Annotated in this window: 15 protein-coding genes; 3 read left to right on the top strand and 12 right to left on the bottom strand. The window is 64.9% G+C overall.

Annotation, left to right across the window (positions count from 1 at the left end):
• Positions 1–273: a hypothetical protein gene (locus K8P10_RS00770; protein ID WP_224779903.1), complete on the bottom strand. Its 273-nt coding sequence runs from the start codon at positions 271–273 to the stop codon at positions 1–3.
• A 105-nt stretch (positions 274–378) separates the two neighbouring features.
• On the opposite strand from K8P10_RS00770, the gene K8P10_RS00765 reads away from it, so the two are divergent.
• Positions 379–852, top strand: coding sequence for a MarR family winged helix-turn-helix transcriptional regulator (locus K8P10_RS00765; RefSeq protein WP_224779902.1), 474 nt, complete (start codon positions 379–381; stop codon positions 850–852).
• A 62-nt stretch (positions 853–914) separates the two neighbouring features.
• Positions 915–1,178, top strand: coding sequence for a GlsB/YeaQ/YmgE family stress response membrane protein (locus tag K8P10_RS00760; protein ID WP_224779901.1), 264 nt, complete (start codon positions 915–917; stop codon positions 1,176–1,178).
• A 59-nt stretch (positions 1,179–1,237) separates the two neighbouring features.
• On the opposite strand, the gene K8P10_RS00755 is transcribed toward K8P10_RS00760, so the two are convergent.
• On the bottom strand, positions 1,238–2,896 hold the full coding sequence (locus K8P10_RS00755) for an amidohydrolase (RefSeq protein WP_224779900.1): 1,659 nt from the start codon (positions 2,894–2,896) through the stop codon (positions 1,238–1,240).
• The gene (locus K8P10_RS00750) at positions 2,893–4,353 is read right to left on the bottom strand and encodes an APC family permease (protein ID WP_224779899.1); all 1,461 of its coding nucleotides are present in this window, start codon (positions 4,351–4,353) and stop codon (positions 2,893–2,895) included. Before K8P10_RS00750 ends, K8P10_RS00755 begins: the two co-directional genes overlap by 4 nt.
• A gap of 182 nt (positions 4,354–4,535) precedes the next feature.
• Between K8P10_RS00750 and K8P10_RS00745 the strand changes: the two genes are divergently transcribed.
• Entirely contained in the window at positions 4,536–5,243 is a 708-nt protein-coding gene (locus tag K8P10_RS00745) for a TetR/AcrR family transcriptional regulator (RefSeq protein WP_224779898.1), read from the top strand.
• A gap of 23 nt (positions 5,244–5,266) precedes the next feature.
• Here the strand turns inward: K8P10_RS00745 and K8P10_RS00740 are convergent, their stop codons facing one another.
• The 9 genes from K8P10_RS00740 to K8P10_RS00700 form a co-directional block, all read right to left on the bottom strand.
• A complete protein-coding gene (locus tag K8P10_RS00740; protein WP_224779897.1) occupies positions 5,267–5,416 on the bottom strand; it encodes a MetS family NSS transporter small subunit in 150 nt (49 codons plus the stop codon).
• On the bottom strand, positions 5,413–6,978 hold the full coding sequence (locus tag K8P10_RS00735; protein ID WP_224779896.1) for a sodium-dependent transporter: 1,566 nt from the start codon (positions 6,976–6,978) through the stop codon (positions 5,413–5,415). Before K8P10_RS00735 ends, K8P10_RS00740 begins: the two co-directional genes overlap by 4 nt.
• A gap of 168 nt (positions 6,979–7,146) precedes the next feature.
• Complete coding sequence (locus tag K8P10_RS00730) at positions 7,147–8,946, bottom strand: bifunctional 3'-5' exonuclease/DNA polymerase (RefSeq protein WP_370631915.1); 1,800 nt, start codon at positions 8,944–8,946, stop codon at positions 7,147–7,149.
• Positions 8,947–8,948: 2 nt separating this feature from the next.
• Positions 8,949–10,190 (bottom strand): Fic family protein, encoded by a 1,242-nt coding sequence (locus K8P10_RS00725; protein WP_224779894.1) that lies wholly within the window; start codon positions 10,188–10,190, stop codon positions 8,949–8,951.
• 169 nt (positions 10,191–10,359) lie between these two features.
• Entirely contained in the window at positions 10,360–11,328 is a 969-nt protein-coding gene (nrdF, locus tag K8P10_RS00720; protein WP_224779893.1) for a class 1b ribonucleoside-diphosphate reductase subunit beta, read from the bottom strand.
• A gap of 278 nt (positions 11,329–11,606) precedes the next feature.
• Positions 11,607–13,712 carry a class 1b ribonucleoside-diphosphate reductase subunit alpha gene (gene nrdE, locus K8P10_RS00715; protein ID WP_224781193.1) on the bottom strand — a complete coding sequence of 702 codons (2,106 nt, stop codon included), beginning with the start codon at positions 13,710–13,712 and terminating at the stop codon, positions 11,607–11,609.
• Between the two features lie 35 nt (positions 13,713–13,747).
• Positions 13,748–14,149, bottom strand: coding sequence for a class Ib ribonucleoside-diphosphate reductase assembly flavoprotein NrdI (nrdI, locus tag K8P10_RS00710; protein WP_224779892.1), 402 nt, complete (start codon positions 14,147–14,149; stop codon positions 13,748–13,750).
• A gap of 73 nt (positions 14,150–14,222) precedes the next feature.
• Positions 14,223–14,459 (bottom strand): glutaredoxin-like protein NrdH, encoded by a 237-nt coding sequence (gene nrdH, locus K8P10_RS00705; protein ID WP_224779891.1) that lies wholly within the window; start codon positions 14,457–14,459, stop codon positions 14,223–14,225.
• Between the two features lie 288 nt (positions 14,460–14,747).
• Positions 14,748–15,206, bottom strand: coding sequence for a 23S rRNA (pseudouridine(1915)-N(3))-methyltransferase RlmH (locus tag K8P10_RS00700; RefSeq protein ID WP_224779890.1), 459 nt, complete (start codon positions 15,204–15,206; stop codon positions 14,748–14,750).
• Positions 15,207–15,253: the final 47 nt, after the last annotated feature.

The raw sequence follows: 15,253 nt of genomic DNA, 5'->3' as shown, positions 1-15,253 counted from the left end.
TCACGAGCGATCTCCGCGCTTCACGCGCCAGTTCGGGATCAGGCCGAACGCCATCCACAGGCCCAGCGCGTCGAGCAGCACACCACCGAAGAACAGCCAGAATCCCCACTCCTCGTAGGTGAAGGCGAGGCTCATCACATAGAAGCCTCCGAACACGAGCGCGGCCGAAACCAGGAAGCACAGCAGGTCGAACGCAGACATGCGCGGGTGGGGCGACGGTTCAAAGAGCGGCCGGGACGGGATGCGGTCTTCAGTGCCGGGTTCCCCAGACATGTGACTCCTCCTCGGTTACTTCATGCACAAACTATTCGTGCATGAATCTTAGTCTAGCCGATCCTCCACCAGCAGATTCGACCGCGGGTAGGGGATGATGGGGGCATGACGTCGACCGATCCGCTGTCCCTCGAGCGCCAGGTGTGCTTCGCGCTCACTGTGGCCTCCCGCAGCATCGTCGCGGCGTACCGCCCCGTACTCGACCCGCTCGGCATCACCCACCCGCAATACCTCGTCCTGCTCGCCCTCTGGGAAGAAGAGCCGCTTGCGCTCACCGAACTCGCCACGAGACTGCACCAGGAAGCGCCGACACTGTCACCGCTCGTCAAACGTCTTGAAGCACGCGGTCTCGTCGAACGACGCCGAAATACCGAGGACGAGCGTCGACTGGAGGTGTCCCTGACCTCGGCGGGAGCAGACCTGCGCAGGCGCGCCGAGCGCGTTCCCGCTGAAATGGCGTCCCGTCTCGGAATGAGCACCGCTCGGCTCGAAGAACTCCACGCAGCGATGCTTGAACTCATCGAAGCCAGCGAGCGTTCACTGCGGAACGATATGGGATCGACGCCGCGCGAGGCTTGACCTTACCGCGCGCGTGCCGCTGTAATAGCTGGGAAAACCACAGTTATCGCAAGGGGGACACCATGGGATTTTTCGCATTTATCATCCTCGGCCTCATCGCGGGCGCGATCGCGAAAGCCATCATGCCGGGCAAGCAGGGTGGCGGCTGGATCGTCACTTTGATCCTCGGCGTCGTGGGCGCTGTCGTGGGAGGCTGGCTCGGCTCGCTGCTCTTCGACGCGTCGCTTGAGGAGTTCTGGTCGCTCCAGACCTGGGCGCTCGCCATCGGCGGATCTCTCGTGGTCCTGCTGATCTGGGGACTCATTTTCGGCCGCAAGAAGGCGTGAGGGAGCGCGGCGAGTGCAGACATCCCCGTGTCACGGGCGTCTGCACTCGCCGCCGCCGGTCACTCCGCCCGATACCGTTCTTCGCCTCGCACGACCGTGGATCGCACCCGAGACGTCAGCATCGCGGCTGGAGCACTCTCGAGCGGGTTCACATCGAGCACGATGAAGTCGGCACTCAGTCCCACTCGAATGCGGCCGGCAGTCCGGTCCATCTCCCCCGCGTAGGCCCCGCCGGCGGTCAGCGCGATCAGCGCCTCGGCCGGAGTGAACGCGCGCTCCGGATGGTAGGGCTCTCGGTGAGGGGCCAGCGCCGATCCGCCGGTCAACGCGATGTACAGATTGGGCAGCGGTTCGTGCGGTGCGGTCGGTGCATCGGTACCGAGGGTGATCGGCACGCCCGCCGCGCGAAACTTGTGCCACGGGAAGCCGAGCTCTTGACGTTCGTCGCCGAGTTGTGCCTTCCAGTTGTCGAGCACCGCGGGGTCGGAGTGCACCGGCTGCATCGACGCCACCACCCCGAGCTCGGCCATGCGGGCGATGGTGTCATCGGCCACGCTCTCCAGATGCTCGATTCGGTGACGTCGCGCGCGCGGTCCGTTGACGCGGACGCAGTGGTCGACGACTTCGAGTGCGATCTCGCTCGTGCGATCCCCGATCGCGTGCATCGCGAGCTGCAGGCCAGCACGATCGGCGGCCTCGGCCACCGGCATGATGCGCTCCGACGTCCAGATCGGTTCGGCGTTCGTGCCGTTCGCGTACGGAGCGATCATGGTCGCCGTGCAAGCATCGATCGTGCCGTCCATGATGAACTTTACGCCGGCGACGCGTAGCCACGCCGCTTCCGGGCCCGCGGCGAGCGCGTCGCGCAAGTGCACGATGCCATCGATCCCGGCGAGGTCCTGGTCAATGTCGCCGCTGGGCTCGAGTATCCAGTGCGCCGTGATCGGGAACGGGAGTCGACCGTCTCGCGTGATGATGGCACGCAGCCCGGCAACCTCTGCAGCGGTCAACGACATCTCCGTGGCACCCGTCACGCCGACGGAGAGGTATGCGTCGAAGGCGCGATCCAGGGCTGCGATGATGTCGCTCTCAGTCGTCTGTGCGCTCAGGAACCCGCCGGCGTACTGCGTACCCGCGGTTTCGAGCAGCAGACCCGTCGCGCGGCCCGCCGCGTCTCGCACGATTTCGCCGCCCACGGGGTCGGGCGTCGACGCATCGATCCCCATCTCCTCCAGCGCGGCGGAGTTGACCCATACCGAGTGGAAGTCGTTGGCGTCGAGGTAGACCGGTATGTCGGGGAGCACCGCATCGAGCATCGCCGCGGTCGGCTGCCCCTCTGCGATCGCCCCGAACATCCAACCGCTACCGAGCACGCGATCGGCCGTCGGATCCGCCGCTCGTGCAGCGACGAGTCGCTGCTGGATCTCCACGAGCGACCCGCAGTCTCGCAGCAGAACGCGAGCGAGGGCGTCGCCGAAGCCGACGAGGTGGGTGTGCGAATCGATCACCCCTGGGCAGACGAACTGCCCGCCCAGGTCGATCTCGACCACCTGCGCGCCACCCGCGGTCTGGCCGACGGCTCTGCGCACCTCTTCGACTGAACCGACTGCGACGAAGTGTCCGTCGTCGACGGCGAAGGCTTCGGCGAGAGGCCCCGGCCGGCCGGCACTCTGGTCGGCCGTGAAGACGACGGCGTTGCGGTACAGCGTTGTCGTCATCGCTGCGGTCCATCCGCCTCGCCGGAGGCCGTTCGGGCTCCGGCGTGCTCATCAAGCGGGTACTCCGCAGACAGCGCGTCAATGGCCTCCGTCGACGGGATCTCCTCGGAGAAGTTCAGCTTCGGCACGGGCTTACGGAAGAACCCGGTCTTGAGAGCGAGAATCACGACGCCGATGGCGACCCAGATGCCGCCGATGATCCAGGTCAGACTCTCGAGCGAGGTCCACAGCCAGATGGTCAGCCCGAAGCCGATGAACGGGAGCAGTCCATAGCGGATCCACGCCCAGGCGGTGACGGGCTCGGTGCGCCCGCCCTTCGGGAAGAGGTAGGTGCGGATCACCGAGAGGTTGACCATCGCAAAGGCGGCGAGAGCTCCGAAGCTGATCATGAACGCCGCCTGTTCGAGACTGACGAAGAGGCTCGCGAGCGCGACGACGGAAACCGTGGTCGCCGCCACGACCGGGGTGCCGAAGCGCCGTGAGAGCTTGCCGAGGGGTTTCGGCAGAATCCCATCGCGACCCATCGAGTACAGGATGCGCGAGACGGCGACCTGGCCGGCGAGACCGGAACCGAAGCAGCCGGCAACGGTGATGATCACGAAGATGATGGCCAGTACGTCGCCGCCCACGTGGCTGAACAGCACGGCCCCCGCCGCGTTCAACAGGTCGTCCGAGGCGGTGCTCCAGTCAGAGAGATAGTACGCGCGCGCACCGACGTATGAGACGAAGATGAAGAGCAGTCCGCCGACGATCGTCGTCAGCATGATGGCGCGGGGAATATCACGGCGCGGGTTCTTCGCCTCTTCCGACAGCGTCGAGACAGCATCGAATCCGAGGAATGACAGGGCGAGCACGGCAGCGCCCGTGAAGATCGGGCTGTAGCCGGCCGAACCGGGGATGAACGGCTCGAGCAGCGAGGGGGCGTTGGGGTCGTTGATCGCGGCCTTGATGGCGAGGATTGCGAAGACGATCACCGCGGCGACCGAGACCACAACGATCACCGTGTTGATCTTCCCGACGAGCGAGATGCCGAGCACGTTGAAGATGAATACGCCGATGAGGGCGGCGAGCGTGAAGATCCAGCTCGGCACGCTCGGGAACTGCGTCCCGACGTACAGACCGAGGATCAGGAAGTTGATCATCGGGATGAACAGGTAGTCGAGCATAAGAACCCAGCCCGTGAGGAACCCGGTGGCGCCGCCGAACGCTTGCTGCGAGTAGGTGTACGCGGATCCGGCGACCGGGTAGCGCCGTACCATCGCCGCATAACTCCCGGCGGTGAATAGCATGACGACAAGGGCTACGACGTACGAGTCGACGAGATGGCCTTCGGTGAGCTGGTTGACGATGCCGTAAGTGGTGAAGACGGTACCGACCGCCATGTACGACAACCCGAAGAGGGTGAGGGTGAAGACGCCGAGGGTGCGTTTGAGATGCGCACCGGATGCTTGGCTCACGGGGAACTCCTGGAATACAGCGGCAGATGCCGATAGTGAGCAGCAGGATCCATCGTCGGATCGCGCCGGCAAAATGAACAACGTTCTTTTTAGCTTCACTAGGATAAGTCTTGAATGGGAACAAAGCGAGCCGTGATCGCATTTTCTTCGAATGCGGTACCGGCACTGGCGAAAGGACTTCGATGGCAGGCCAGAAGCGAAGAGGCGTCGGCAGGCCGAACGAGAACGTTCTCTCCCGCGTACTGATCGTCGAGACTGCGCTTGACCTGCTCGACCGTCACGGCCGCGACGGTTTCGGAATGCGAGATATCGCACACGAACTCGGAGTGCGCCCTTCGGCGCTGTACAACCACGTCTCCAGTAAGGATGACGTCTTCAAGGGCATTCGCGAGGTCATCGCTACCCGCATCACGGTCGCCCCGTTCACGACGCAGCGGTGGGATGAGGCGCTCAGAACCTGGGCGCGCTCCTATCGCGAAGTGTTCGCCAGCCACCCGCCCACCATCGCCCTGCTCGCGGTGATGCCGTTCGCGACCGACTCCGAGATCTTCACCACCTACGAACAGGTCATCGAGGCACTGCACCGCGAAGGGTGGGAGCGGTGGGAAGCGCTCAACATTCTCGTCGCGATGGAGTCGTTCATCCTCGGCTCCGCGCTCGATGCGGCGGCTCCAGCCGACCTGATGTCACCGGGCGATCGCGGGGATGTTCCCCAGTTCTCCGAGGCGTATGCCCAACGAGAGACTCGAACCACCGAGACCGGCGCGAGTCCGGCGGACCAGGCGTTCGAGTCGGGGCTGGACGTATTCATGATGGGCCTGCAGGCCCAGCGGGATGCGCGAGCAGGACGCGAAGAAGAGCGCCTCGCCCGACAGCGCAGACCGCAGTGACGCCGACCGCGATCTGGCGTCGGTCACTCCTGCACGTCGCCTTCTGCGTCGTTCCCGCCCTCGGGGTATGTTCCGACCGACGGTTTCATCGAGAGGAAGACAATGCTCGCGATCAGGCCGCCCCAGATGATCACGGCGGCGATGACGAAGCAGGTCACGGCGATGGCGCTCATCGTGCGCCTCCCTTCACTCCGAGTTGTGCATCGGTCGGCCACGCATCGAACTTGTCCGGATCGTGGCGCCAGCGGAGCTGGGGCAGCACGAAGGCCGCGATCAGCATGACGAGGATACATCCCCATCCGGCCGCCCAGAGATACCACGTGTCATACCCCTCGTAGCCGTTCTGAAGGAAGTCGATGATCTTCGCGATCAGCATGTAGCCCAGCACGAGCGGGGCGAGCACGGTAGTGAAGATCTGCCACAGGGTGCCCACCTTGAACGTCGAGACCGCACTGAGGTGACGGGCGAGCTCCGGGCCCTTCCGCTTGACCCACAGCACGATGACCGACATGCCGACCGCGGACCCGACGATACCGATCTGGTTCGACCACGCATCGATGGTGTCGAGCGCGGTGAGACCGGAGGTCGAGCCGAACAGCACCAGCGAGATCACGGCGAGAATGCTGCCGAAGCCAAGCACTGCCTTCGGCCTGCTCCAGCCGAACTTGTCGCGCAGCGAAGCGATGACGACCTCGAGGATCGAGATCAGTGAGGTGAGGCCCGCAAGCGTGAGCGAGCCGAAGAACAATGCCCCGAACCAGGCACCACCAGGCATCTGACTCACGATAGCGGGGAAGGTCATGAACGACAGCCCGACGCCCGTGAGCCCCTCGAGCTGCGAGACCGCAACGCCCTGCTGGAAGGCGAAGAAGCCCAGGGTGGCGAACACGCCGATACCTGCCAGCAGCTCGAAGGCCGAGTTACCGAAGGCGACCACGAGTCCCGCACCGGTCATGTTCGAACGCCTGCGACGGTAGGACGAATAGGTGATCATGATGCCAAACGCGACTGACAGGGAGAAGAAGATCTGTCCGTACGCGGCGATCCACACGTTCGGATCGGCGAGGGCGGCAAAGTCGGGCGTGAAGAATGCGTTCAGGCCGTCCATCGCCCCTGGCAGCGTCAGCGCGTACCCGACCAGGATCAGGAAGCCGACGATCAACAGTGGGATGAAGATGATGTTCGCGCGCTGAATGCCCTTCACCACTCCCGCTGCGAGGATGCCGAGCGTCACGACCCACGCGATCACCAGCGGGATCATCACGCCGGGCACGAAGTCCAGCGTGAACGGGCTCGCGGCCGTCTGCAGGTAGTCGCCGGTGAAGAAACCCGCGGTGTCATCGCCCCACCGCAGGTCGAAGGAGAACACGAAGTAGCTCGACGACCACGCTAGTACCGCGGTGTAGTAGATCGCGATGAACACGCAGATGGCCACCTGGAACCATCCGAGCCCCTCGCCCAGCTTCCCGCCGAGGCGTCTGAGCGCGAGCGGCACGGAACCTCTGAACCGGTGGCCGATGGCATAGTCCAGGAACAGGATCGGAATACCCGCGGTCACGAGCGCCACGATGTACGGGATCAGGAACGCCCCGCCTCCAGATTCGTAGGCGACGCCGGGGAAGCGCCAGATGTTTCCGAGGCCGACGGCGGAACCGAGCGCCGAGAGGATGAAACCGACCTGGCCCGTCCACTGCTCGCGCTCAGGGACCGCCGTCTGGGGGTCTGCTCGTGTCATCGGTTTCCTTCCGCCGGTGAGGGTGGCGTCACGGACGAGATCATCAACGACGTCAGACCCAGAGCGTAGTCTGTGCACGCACTGAAAGAAAGCTCATGGAACGCGGTGTCGGAAGTGCGGCCCCCCACTCGGGTGGGTTTCGCCCCCGTGCGGGGCGATCTCAAGATCTCATTTCGACGCCGTATCCGCGACACTGACCTCGAGTGCGAACTCCACCGGGGTCTTGCCGAAGAGCAGTTCACCAGCCGCCGCCGCGGCATCCTGAATGGCCGCGGCCGCGGCCTTCGCCTGGTCGAGCGGGGCATGAACGATGACCTCGTCGTGCAGGAAGAACGCGAGGTGCGCGCGTCGTGCGAACGCGGGGCCGGAGGCCGGGGCATGCACTCCGCCGGTCTCCGGGAGTCGTGCGAGCCGCAATCGGAGGTCGGCCATCCACGCGAGCGCCCACTCCGCCGCCGTGCCCTGCACGATGAAGTTCCGGGTGAAGCGCCCGAAATCGCGGGCCGCACGGCGGGCGCGGGTTTCGTCCGCCGAGGTCGCGGAGTTCCCCTGGGCGCGGGCCTGCAGGTCGGCCCACTCGGGTCCTGGCTCCGGCGACGAACGGCCCAGCCAGGTCGACACCACGCCCCCGCGCTCCCCCGCGGAGGCCGCCTCATCGACCATGCGCATCGCGTTCGGGTAGATCCGGCGGAGTCTCGGCACCAGGCGACCGGCGTCGCCGGTCGTCGATCCGTACATCGCCCCGAGCACCGCGAGCTTCGCCTCCTCCCTCGACTGCACCGCGCCGCTCTCGACGATGCCGGCGTAGAGGTCCTTGCCCTGTCCCGCGACCGCCATGGCACGGTCCCCCGACATGGCCGCGAGCACCCGCGGCTCGAGCTGGGCGACGTCGGCCGAGACGAAGGTCCACCCCTCATCGGCGCGGATCGCCGGTCTGAGCCTCCGCGGAATCTGGAGGGCGCCCCCGCCGCTCGACGCCCACCGCCCCGTCACCACTCCTCCGGGAACGTACACCGGCCGATACCGGCCATCGCGCACCCACTCGTCGATCCACGCCCACCCGTTCGCCGAGAGGAGCCGCGCGAGTTTCTTGTACTGCAACAGCGGTGCGATCGCGGGGTGCTCGTGCTCCATGAGTTCCCACTGCGAGGTGGAGTGCACGTCGATCCCCGCGCGGCGGAGCGCCTGCAGCAGCTTCGGCGCGGAGTCGATCGAGAGGCCCCGCACGCCGAGCGCCTCTTCCACACGCGTCGCGAGTTCCACCATCGCCGACGGTTTGGTGCCCGTCGCCGGGCGCGGGCCGAGCGCCTCGCTAAGCAGGCGGTCGTGCTCCGATGCGCTCCACGGGAGGCCGGCGGAACGCATCTCGGCCGCGATCAGCGCACCCGCCGATTCGGCGGCGAGCAGGATCCGCAGACGCCGCGCTTCCCCACCGCTCGAGGCGAGCGCTGCGCGCTGCCGCGCGAACTCATCGAGCGCCGCCCCCAGACCATCGGGCACTGTGACACGGTCTGCGCTCTCGACCTCGAGGTCGAACAGGGTCGCCGCCGGCGCTGCGACCTCGGGTTCCTCGAAGTCACGCCGCCACTCGTCCGCGGCCACGAGCGCCTGCCGGGTCCCCGTGTACTCGGAGCGCGCCAGGATCGCGTGGCACAGCCGAAGATCATGGCAGCGCGCCACCGTGACGCCGTCTGTCAGGAGGCTCGGCAACCAGTGCGCGGTGTCACTCCACACCCACCGGGGTGGGTGCGTTGTTTCGCGGTCGCTCACGTAAGTCGACAGCTCCTCGTGCGAGAGCTCGACCGGGTCGCCGGTCTGGCCATCCGCGCTCACATCGACAGCGCCGATGCCTCCGCTCGGCAGTACACCGACCACGCACCAGCCGGGGCGGGGGCGGTGTCCCCCTGAGTCAGAGGCGGGTGGCGCGATCACCTCTCCACCGTAGTCGCGACGTCTGACGCGCAACATCCTTACCACGTCGACATGCGCCGGATCTCCGCGGCGTAATCGTCCAGTATCCCGAGAATTCCCCCGTGCTGCCATACCCGCCCACGCGCCCGACCCGTGACTTCGGTCAGCACGCCGCGCTCGGCCAGGGCCTTGAGGGATCGCAGCGCAGCCATCTCCCCCAGCCCGAGCTCGCGGACGAGATACGTCGTATTGACGACGGGCTGGGCGACGAGAGCGGGCAATATCCGCCAGGCCGCAGCATCAGACCTGAGCCCCTGAAGCCTGCTTCGCGATTCCGATAGCTGAGCGGCGAGGTCGTCGACGAGCCGTATTCCACTCGTCGCGGCGATTCGGCTCGCACGCGCGAACTCGCGAACGATGGGACCTGCATCCCCCTCACGGAACGCTCCGAGCGCGGTGAAGTAGCGACCCACGTCGACGAGCAGTCCCGCCGAGATCGGCACCGCCGTTGAACCGACGAGACCCTTATTGCGCAAGATGGACTGCGCCAAGGCCCGCCCGGTGCGCCCGTTCCCATCAGGGAACGGGTGAATGGTCTCGAATTGGGCGTGCGCGACCGCGACCTGCACAAGTACCGGCACGTCCTCGCGCTTCGCGAAGCGCACGAGGTCGTGAATCGATTCCGAAATGCGGGTGTGGTGCGGTGCGACGAAGTCCGCCGTCCGGGGGCCGGCCTCACCTGGCCCGATCCAGACCTGCTCCGAGCGGTAGCACCCGGCGGCAGCAGGGTCAAAGCCTGGCTGGTGCAGCATGAGCGCCCGGTGCATCGCCAGAATCGAGTTTTCGCTCACCTCATCCGCGAGATCCAGGGCGGCTTCCATCGCCCGGACATTGCCAATCACGGTGAGCGCATTGTGCTTCTCGCCCTCATCGATCTCCGCGAGCGCGAGCTGCTTCGCCGAGGTGGTCAACTGCTCGATCTGCGAGCTCGAGGCCGACTCGGTCCGGAGGAGGATCGCCGTCATGGGCCCCAGCGCGGGACTGTCGGTGCCGAGGGCACGCTGTGCGTGACCGTCGAACTCCACCAGCCGACGCGTCGCATCTTCGATATCGGACGAGTCCTCCGCACCCAAGCGCGGCGACCAGCCACAGATCGATGCCGCGATCGAGGCCCGGTAGGAGCCGGTCTGCCTCGCCACCTCGGCCCGCGAGTGCATCTCGGGAGCACGCGGCCGCCAGTCGAGCGTCTCGAACGAGACGGGTTCGATCGGAATGCTGATGCGCTCGAGAGGTGTGGGCATGACCGAATTTTACCAACACTTAATGAGCTAAGTGTTGGTAAGCGGAATGTTATGTACGGATGCTTGAATCTCGCGCTCGCCCGCGAGCCACGAGAGGCCCGGTGTCGCAGCGATGCGCGAAAACCGGACCCCTCCAGAGTCCCACCGGGTGCGGTAGGAACTCAGCGACTCAGAAGTCCCAGTCCTCGTCCTCGGTCGCGACGGCCTTGCCGATAACGTAGGAGGAGCCCGACCCCGAGAAGAAGTCGTGGTTCTCGTCCGCGTTCGGCGAGAGCGACGAGAGGATCGCCGGATTGACGTCCGACATCTCCTTGGGGAACATCGGCTCGTAACCGAGGTTCATGAGCGCCTTGTTCGCGTTATAGTGCAGGAACTTCTTGACGTCCTCGGTCAGTCCAACATTGTCGTAGAGATCCTGCGTGTACTGCACCTCGTTCTCGTAAAGGTCGAACAGCAGCGAGAAGGTGTAGTCCTTGAGCTCCTGACGGCGCTCCTCGGTCTCGTTCTCGAGCCCCTTCTGGAACTTGTAGCCGATGTAGTACCCGTGCACGGCCTCGTCGCGGATGATGAGGCGGATCAGGTCGGCGGTGTTCGTCAGCTTGGCGTGGCTCGACCAGTACATGGGCAGGTAGAAGCCCGAGTAGAAGAGGAAGGACTCGAGCAGCGTCGAGGCGACCTTCCGCTTCAGCGGATCCTCTCCCTCGTAGTAGTCGACGATGATCTGCGCCTTTTTCTGCAGATTCGGGTTCTCCATGGACCAGCGGAACGCGTCGTCGATCTCCTGCGTCGAGGCGAGCGTCGAAAAGATCGAGGAGTAACTCTTCGCGTGCACCGACTCCATGAACGCGATGTTGGTGTACACCGCCTCCTCATGTGGTGTGATCGCGTCCGGAATCAGCGATACCGCGCCGACCGTGCCCTGGATCGTATCGAGCAGGGTCAGGCCGGTGAACACGCGCATAGTGAGGAGCTGCTCCTCAGGCGTAAGCGTGTTCCACGACTGCACGTCGTTGGAGAGCGGCACCTTCTCGGGCAGCCAGAAGTTGTTCACCAGGCGGTTCCAGACCTCGAGATCCTTGTCGTCCTGGATCCGGTTCCAGTTGATCGCCTGAACAGCGTGGCCCAGCTTGAAGTTCATCGGCTCCCTTTTTCTCCGCTCGCGTCGGATCACCGTCGTGGAACACCACGGGGTGACCGAGAAGCACCGTCTATGAGATTTCATCCGTTCCGGCCACGACAGGCCGGGGACGAACCACCTCAAACTCTACCCGGTTCCCTCGCGAACCGCGCCCACCACTCCGCAGTCGACGAATACTAGATCTAGTGCCCGAGCGCCCACAGCACCGCAACATGGTGTGGGTATGACGGAAAGGGCGACCCCGATCGGGATCGCCCTTTCACGCCTGCTCGCAGTCGTTACAGCATGCAGCTGACGCACTCTTCCATGTCCGTTCCTTCGAGCGCGAGCTGACGGAGACGGATGTAGTAGATCGTCTTGATGCCCTTGCGCCACGCGTAGATCTGCGCCCGGTTGATCTCGCGGGTCGTCGCGGTGTCCTTGAAGAACAGCGTCAGCGAAAGACCCTGGTCCACGTGCTGCGTCGCCGCCGCGTACGTGTCGATGATCTTCTCGGGACCGATCTCGTAGGCGTCCTCGTAGTACTCGAGGTTGTCGTTGGTGAGGAACGGGGCCGGGTAGTAGACGCGGCCGAGCTTCCCCTCCTTGCGGATCTCGATCTTCGACGCGATCGGGTGGATCGAGCTCGTCGAGTTGTTGATGTACGAGATCGAGCCGGTCGGGGGCACCGCCTGCAGGTTCTGGTTGTAGATGCCGTACTGCTGCACGCTCGCCTTGAGCTCGCGCCAATCGTCCTGGGTCGGGATGTCGACGTTCGACGAGGCGAACAGCTCGCGCACGCGCTCGGTCGCCGGCTCCCAGGCCTGGTCGGTGTAGGTGTCGAAGAACTCGCCAGACGCGTACTTCGAGTCGGCGAAGCCCTCGAACTGTTCGCCCCGCTCCTTCGCGATCTGGTTCGACGCGCGCAGAGCGTGGAACAGGATCGTGTAGAAGTAGATGTTCGTGAAGTCGATGCCCTCTTCCGACCCGTAGTGGATATGCTCGCGAGCGAGGTACCCGTGCAGGTTCATCTGGCCGAGGCCGATGGCGTGCGACTTGTCATTGCCGTCCTCGATCGAGCGGACCGAGGAGATGTGGCTCATGTCGCTCACGGCGGTGAGGGCGCGGATCGACAGCTCGACGCTCGAGCTGAAGTTCTCGCCGTCCATCATCATGGCGATGTTCATCGACCCGAGGTTGCAGGAGATGTCCTTGCCGATGAGGTCGTAGCCCAGGTCCTCCGTGTAGGTGGTCGGGGTGTTGACCTGCAGGATCTCGGAGCACAGGTTCGACATGTTGATGCGGCCCTTGATCGGGTTCGCCCGGTTCACGGTGTCCTCGAACACGATGTACGGGTACCCGGACTCGAACTGCAGCTCGGCGATGGTCTGGAAGAAGTGGCGCGCGTTGATCTTCGTCTTCTTGATCCGCGAATCGTTGACCATTTCGTAGTACTTCTCGGAGACCGAGATGTCGCCGAAGGGCACTCCGTACACGCGCTCGACGTCGTACGGCGAGAAGAGGTACATGTCCTCGTTCTTCTTCGCGAGTTCGAACGTGATGTCGGGGATCACGACGCCGAGCGAGAGCGTCTTGATGCGGATCTTCTCGTCCGCGTTCTCGCGCTTGGTGTCGAGGAAGCGCATGATGTCGGGGTGGTGCGCCGACAGGTAGACGGCACCGGCGCCCTGACGCGCGCCGAGCTGGTTCGCGTAGCTGAAGCTGTCTTCCAGGAGCTTCATCACGGGGATGATGCCGGAGGACTGGTTCTCGATCTTCTTGATCGGGGCGCCGGCCTCGCGAACGTTCGAGAGGAGCAGCGCGACGCCTCCGCCGCGCTTCGACAGCTGCAGCGAGGAATTGATGCCGCGCGAGATCGACTCCATGTTGTCCTCGATGCGGAGGAGGAAGCAGGAGACGAGTTCGCCTCGCTGCGCCTTGCCGAGGTTCAGGAAGGTGGGGGTCGCCGGCTGGAAGCGGCCGGAGAGGATCTCGTGGACGAGACCTCGGGCCAGATCCTGATCGCCCTGCGCCAGGCCGAGAGCGACCATCACGACACGATCCTCGAATCGCTCGAGGTACCGCTTGCCATCGAACGTCTTCAGCGCGTACGAGGTGAAGAACTTGAACGCTCCGAGGAACGTCGGGAAGCGGAACTTCAGCGCGAACGCCTCGTTCGTGAGCCGCTCGATGAAGTCGACCGAGTACTGCTCGATGAGCTCGCGCTCGTAGTACTCGTTGTCGAGCAGGTAGCGCATCCGCTCCTCGAAGGAGTGGAAGAACACCATGTTCTGGTTGACGTGCTGGAGGAAGTACTGCCGAGCGGCCTCACGGTCCTTATCGAACTGGATCATGCCGTTGGCGTCGTACAGGTTGAGCATCGCGTTCAGCGAGTGGTAATCCATGTCGCTGACCTTCGACGAGTCGAGGCCCGGCTCAGTCACGAGAGTTTCCAAAACTGTTCCAATCCTTCTCGAACGGCGATGACGTCGTCCGGTGTTCCAAAGAGTTCGAATCGATAGAGGTGCGGGACTCCGCACTTGCGAGCGATGATGTCTCCCGCGATGCCGTACGCATCGCCGAAATTCGTGTTTCCCGCCGCGATCACCCCGCGGAGGTGACGGCGGTTGCGCTCATCGTTGAGGAAGCGGATCACCTGCTTCGGCACGGCCTTCGTTTCGGGTCCGCCGCCGTAGGTCGGAACGACCAGGACGAACGGTTCGTCGACCAGGAGGGGATCCTCGCGCGGATAGAGGGGGATCCTCGCCGCCGGACGCCCGAGCTTCTCGATGAAGCGGTGGGTGTTGCCCGATGCGCTCGAGAAGTAGACGAGATCCACCATCCGCACCTCCGGTCGAACAGGACCGGGAGGCGACTCGGGGTGCGTGTGCATCGAATCGTCTCCCGGCGGAGGACTAGTCGGCGAGGCGGCCGGCGAGCTCCGAGATCTTATCGGGGCGGAAGCCCGACCAGTGCTCGTCGTCGGTGACCACGACCGGTGCCTGGAGGTACCCCAGACCCTTCACCGTCTCCAGTGCCGTCTCGTCTTCCGAGAGGTCGATCACGTCGTACTCGATGCCCTTGCTATCGAGCGCTCGGTACGTCGCCGTGCACTGCACGCATGACGGCTTCGTGTACACCGTGGTTGCCATTTCACGCCCTTCGATCAAAACCGGTGCGCCCCGTCCGAGGCACTACATATAGTGAACCACACGAGAGGCGACCACAAGATGCTGTAGTTACACCCCTGTAGTTTTTCACGCGATTTCCACCGCGATCACCCCTCATCTGGGGAGAACTTTCGGCGAGATTCTGCCGCTCACCCTCACTTATCCACAACGTCGGGAGGGGGGAAGAAATTTCCTCCACCGATGCCTCTCGGCGTGTCGCGAGCGCGGGTGCGCGGGGCTGCCTGCGGGGCCGGGATCGGTGCGAGCGGCCTACTCGTGGTGGTAGGGACGCCCCGCTGAGATCTCCTGCGCGCGGTACAGCTGCTCCGCCACGATGAGGCGCACGAGCTGGTGGGGGAACACGAGGCGTGAGAGGCTCCAGACGAGGTTCGCGCGCTCGCGCACGCGCTCGTCCACCCCGTAGGCGCCGCCGATCACGAGCGACACTCGCGCCGACCGGTCGAAGGCCTGCTGCAGTGACCGCGCCAGTCCGGGCGAGGCGAGGTTCTCCCCGCGCTCATCGAGGAGCACCGCGAAGTCGTCGCGGTCGATCTTCGCGAGGAGACGGTCGGACTCCTCGCTCCGAGCGGCGTCGGCAGCACGGGACGAGTGCGGCAGCAGCGCCCAGGAGACGTCGAACGGCTTGCGCAGCCGCTGTTCGTAGCGGCCGATGCCCTCGGCAACCCAGCGCTCATGCTTCTTGCCCACAGCGAGGATCCTGACCGACATACGTTCATCATCTCAGGCCCGGGGCCGCATCGGGCGACGGCGGGGTG

It is taken from the genome of Leucobacter sp. Psy1, assembly GCF_020096995.1.
Classification (GTDB): domain Bacteria; phylum Actinomycetota; class Actinomycetes; order Actinomycetales; family Microbacteriaceae; genus Leucobacter.
The sequence above is the reverse complement of the archived record's forward strand: the minus strand, read 5'-3'. Positions and strand labels throughout refer to the sequence as shown.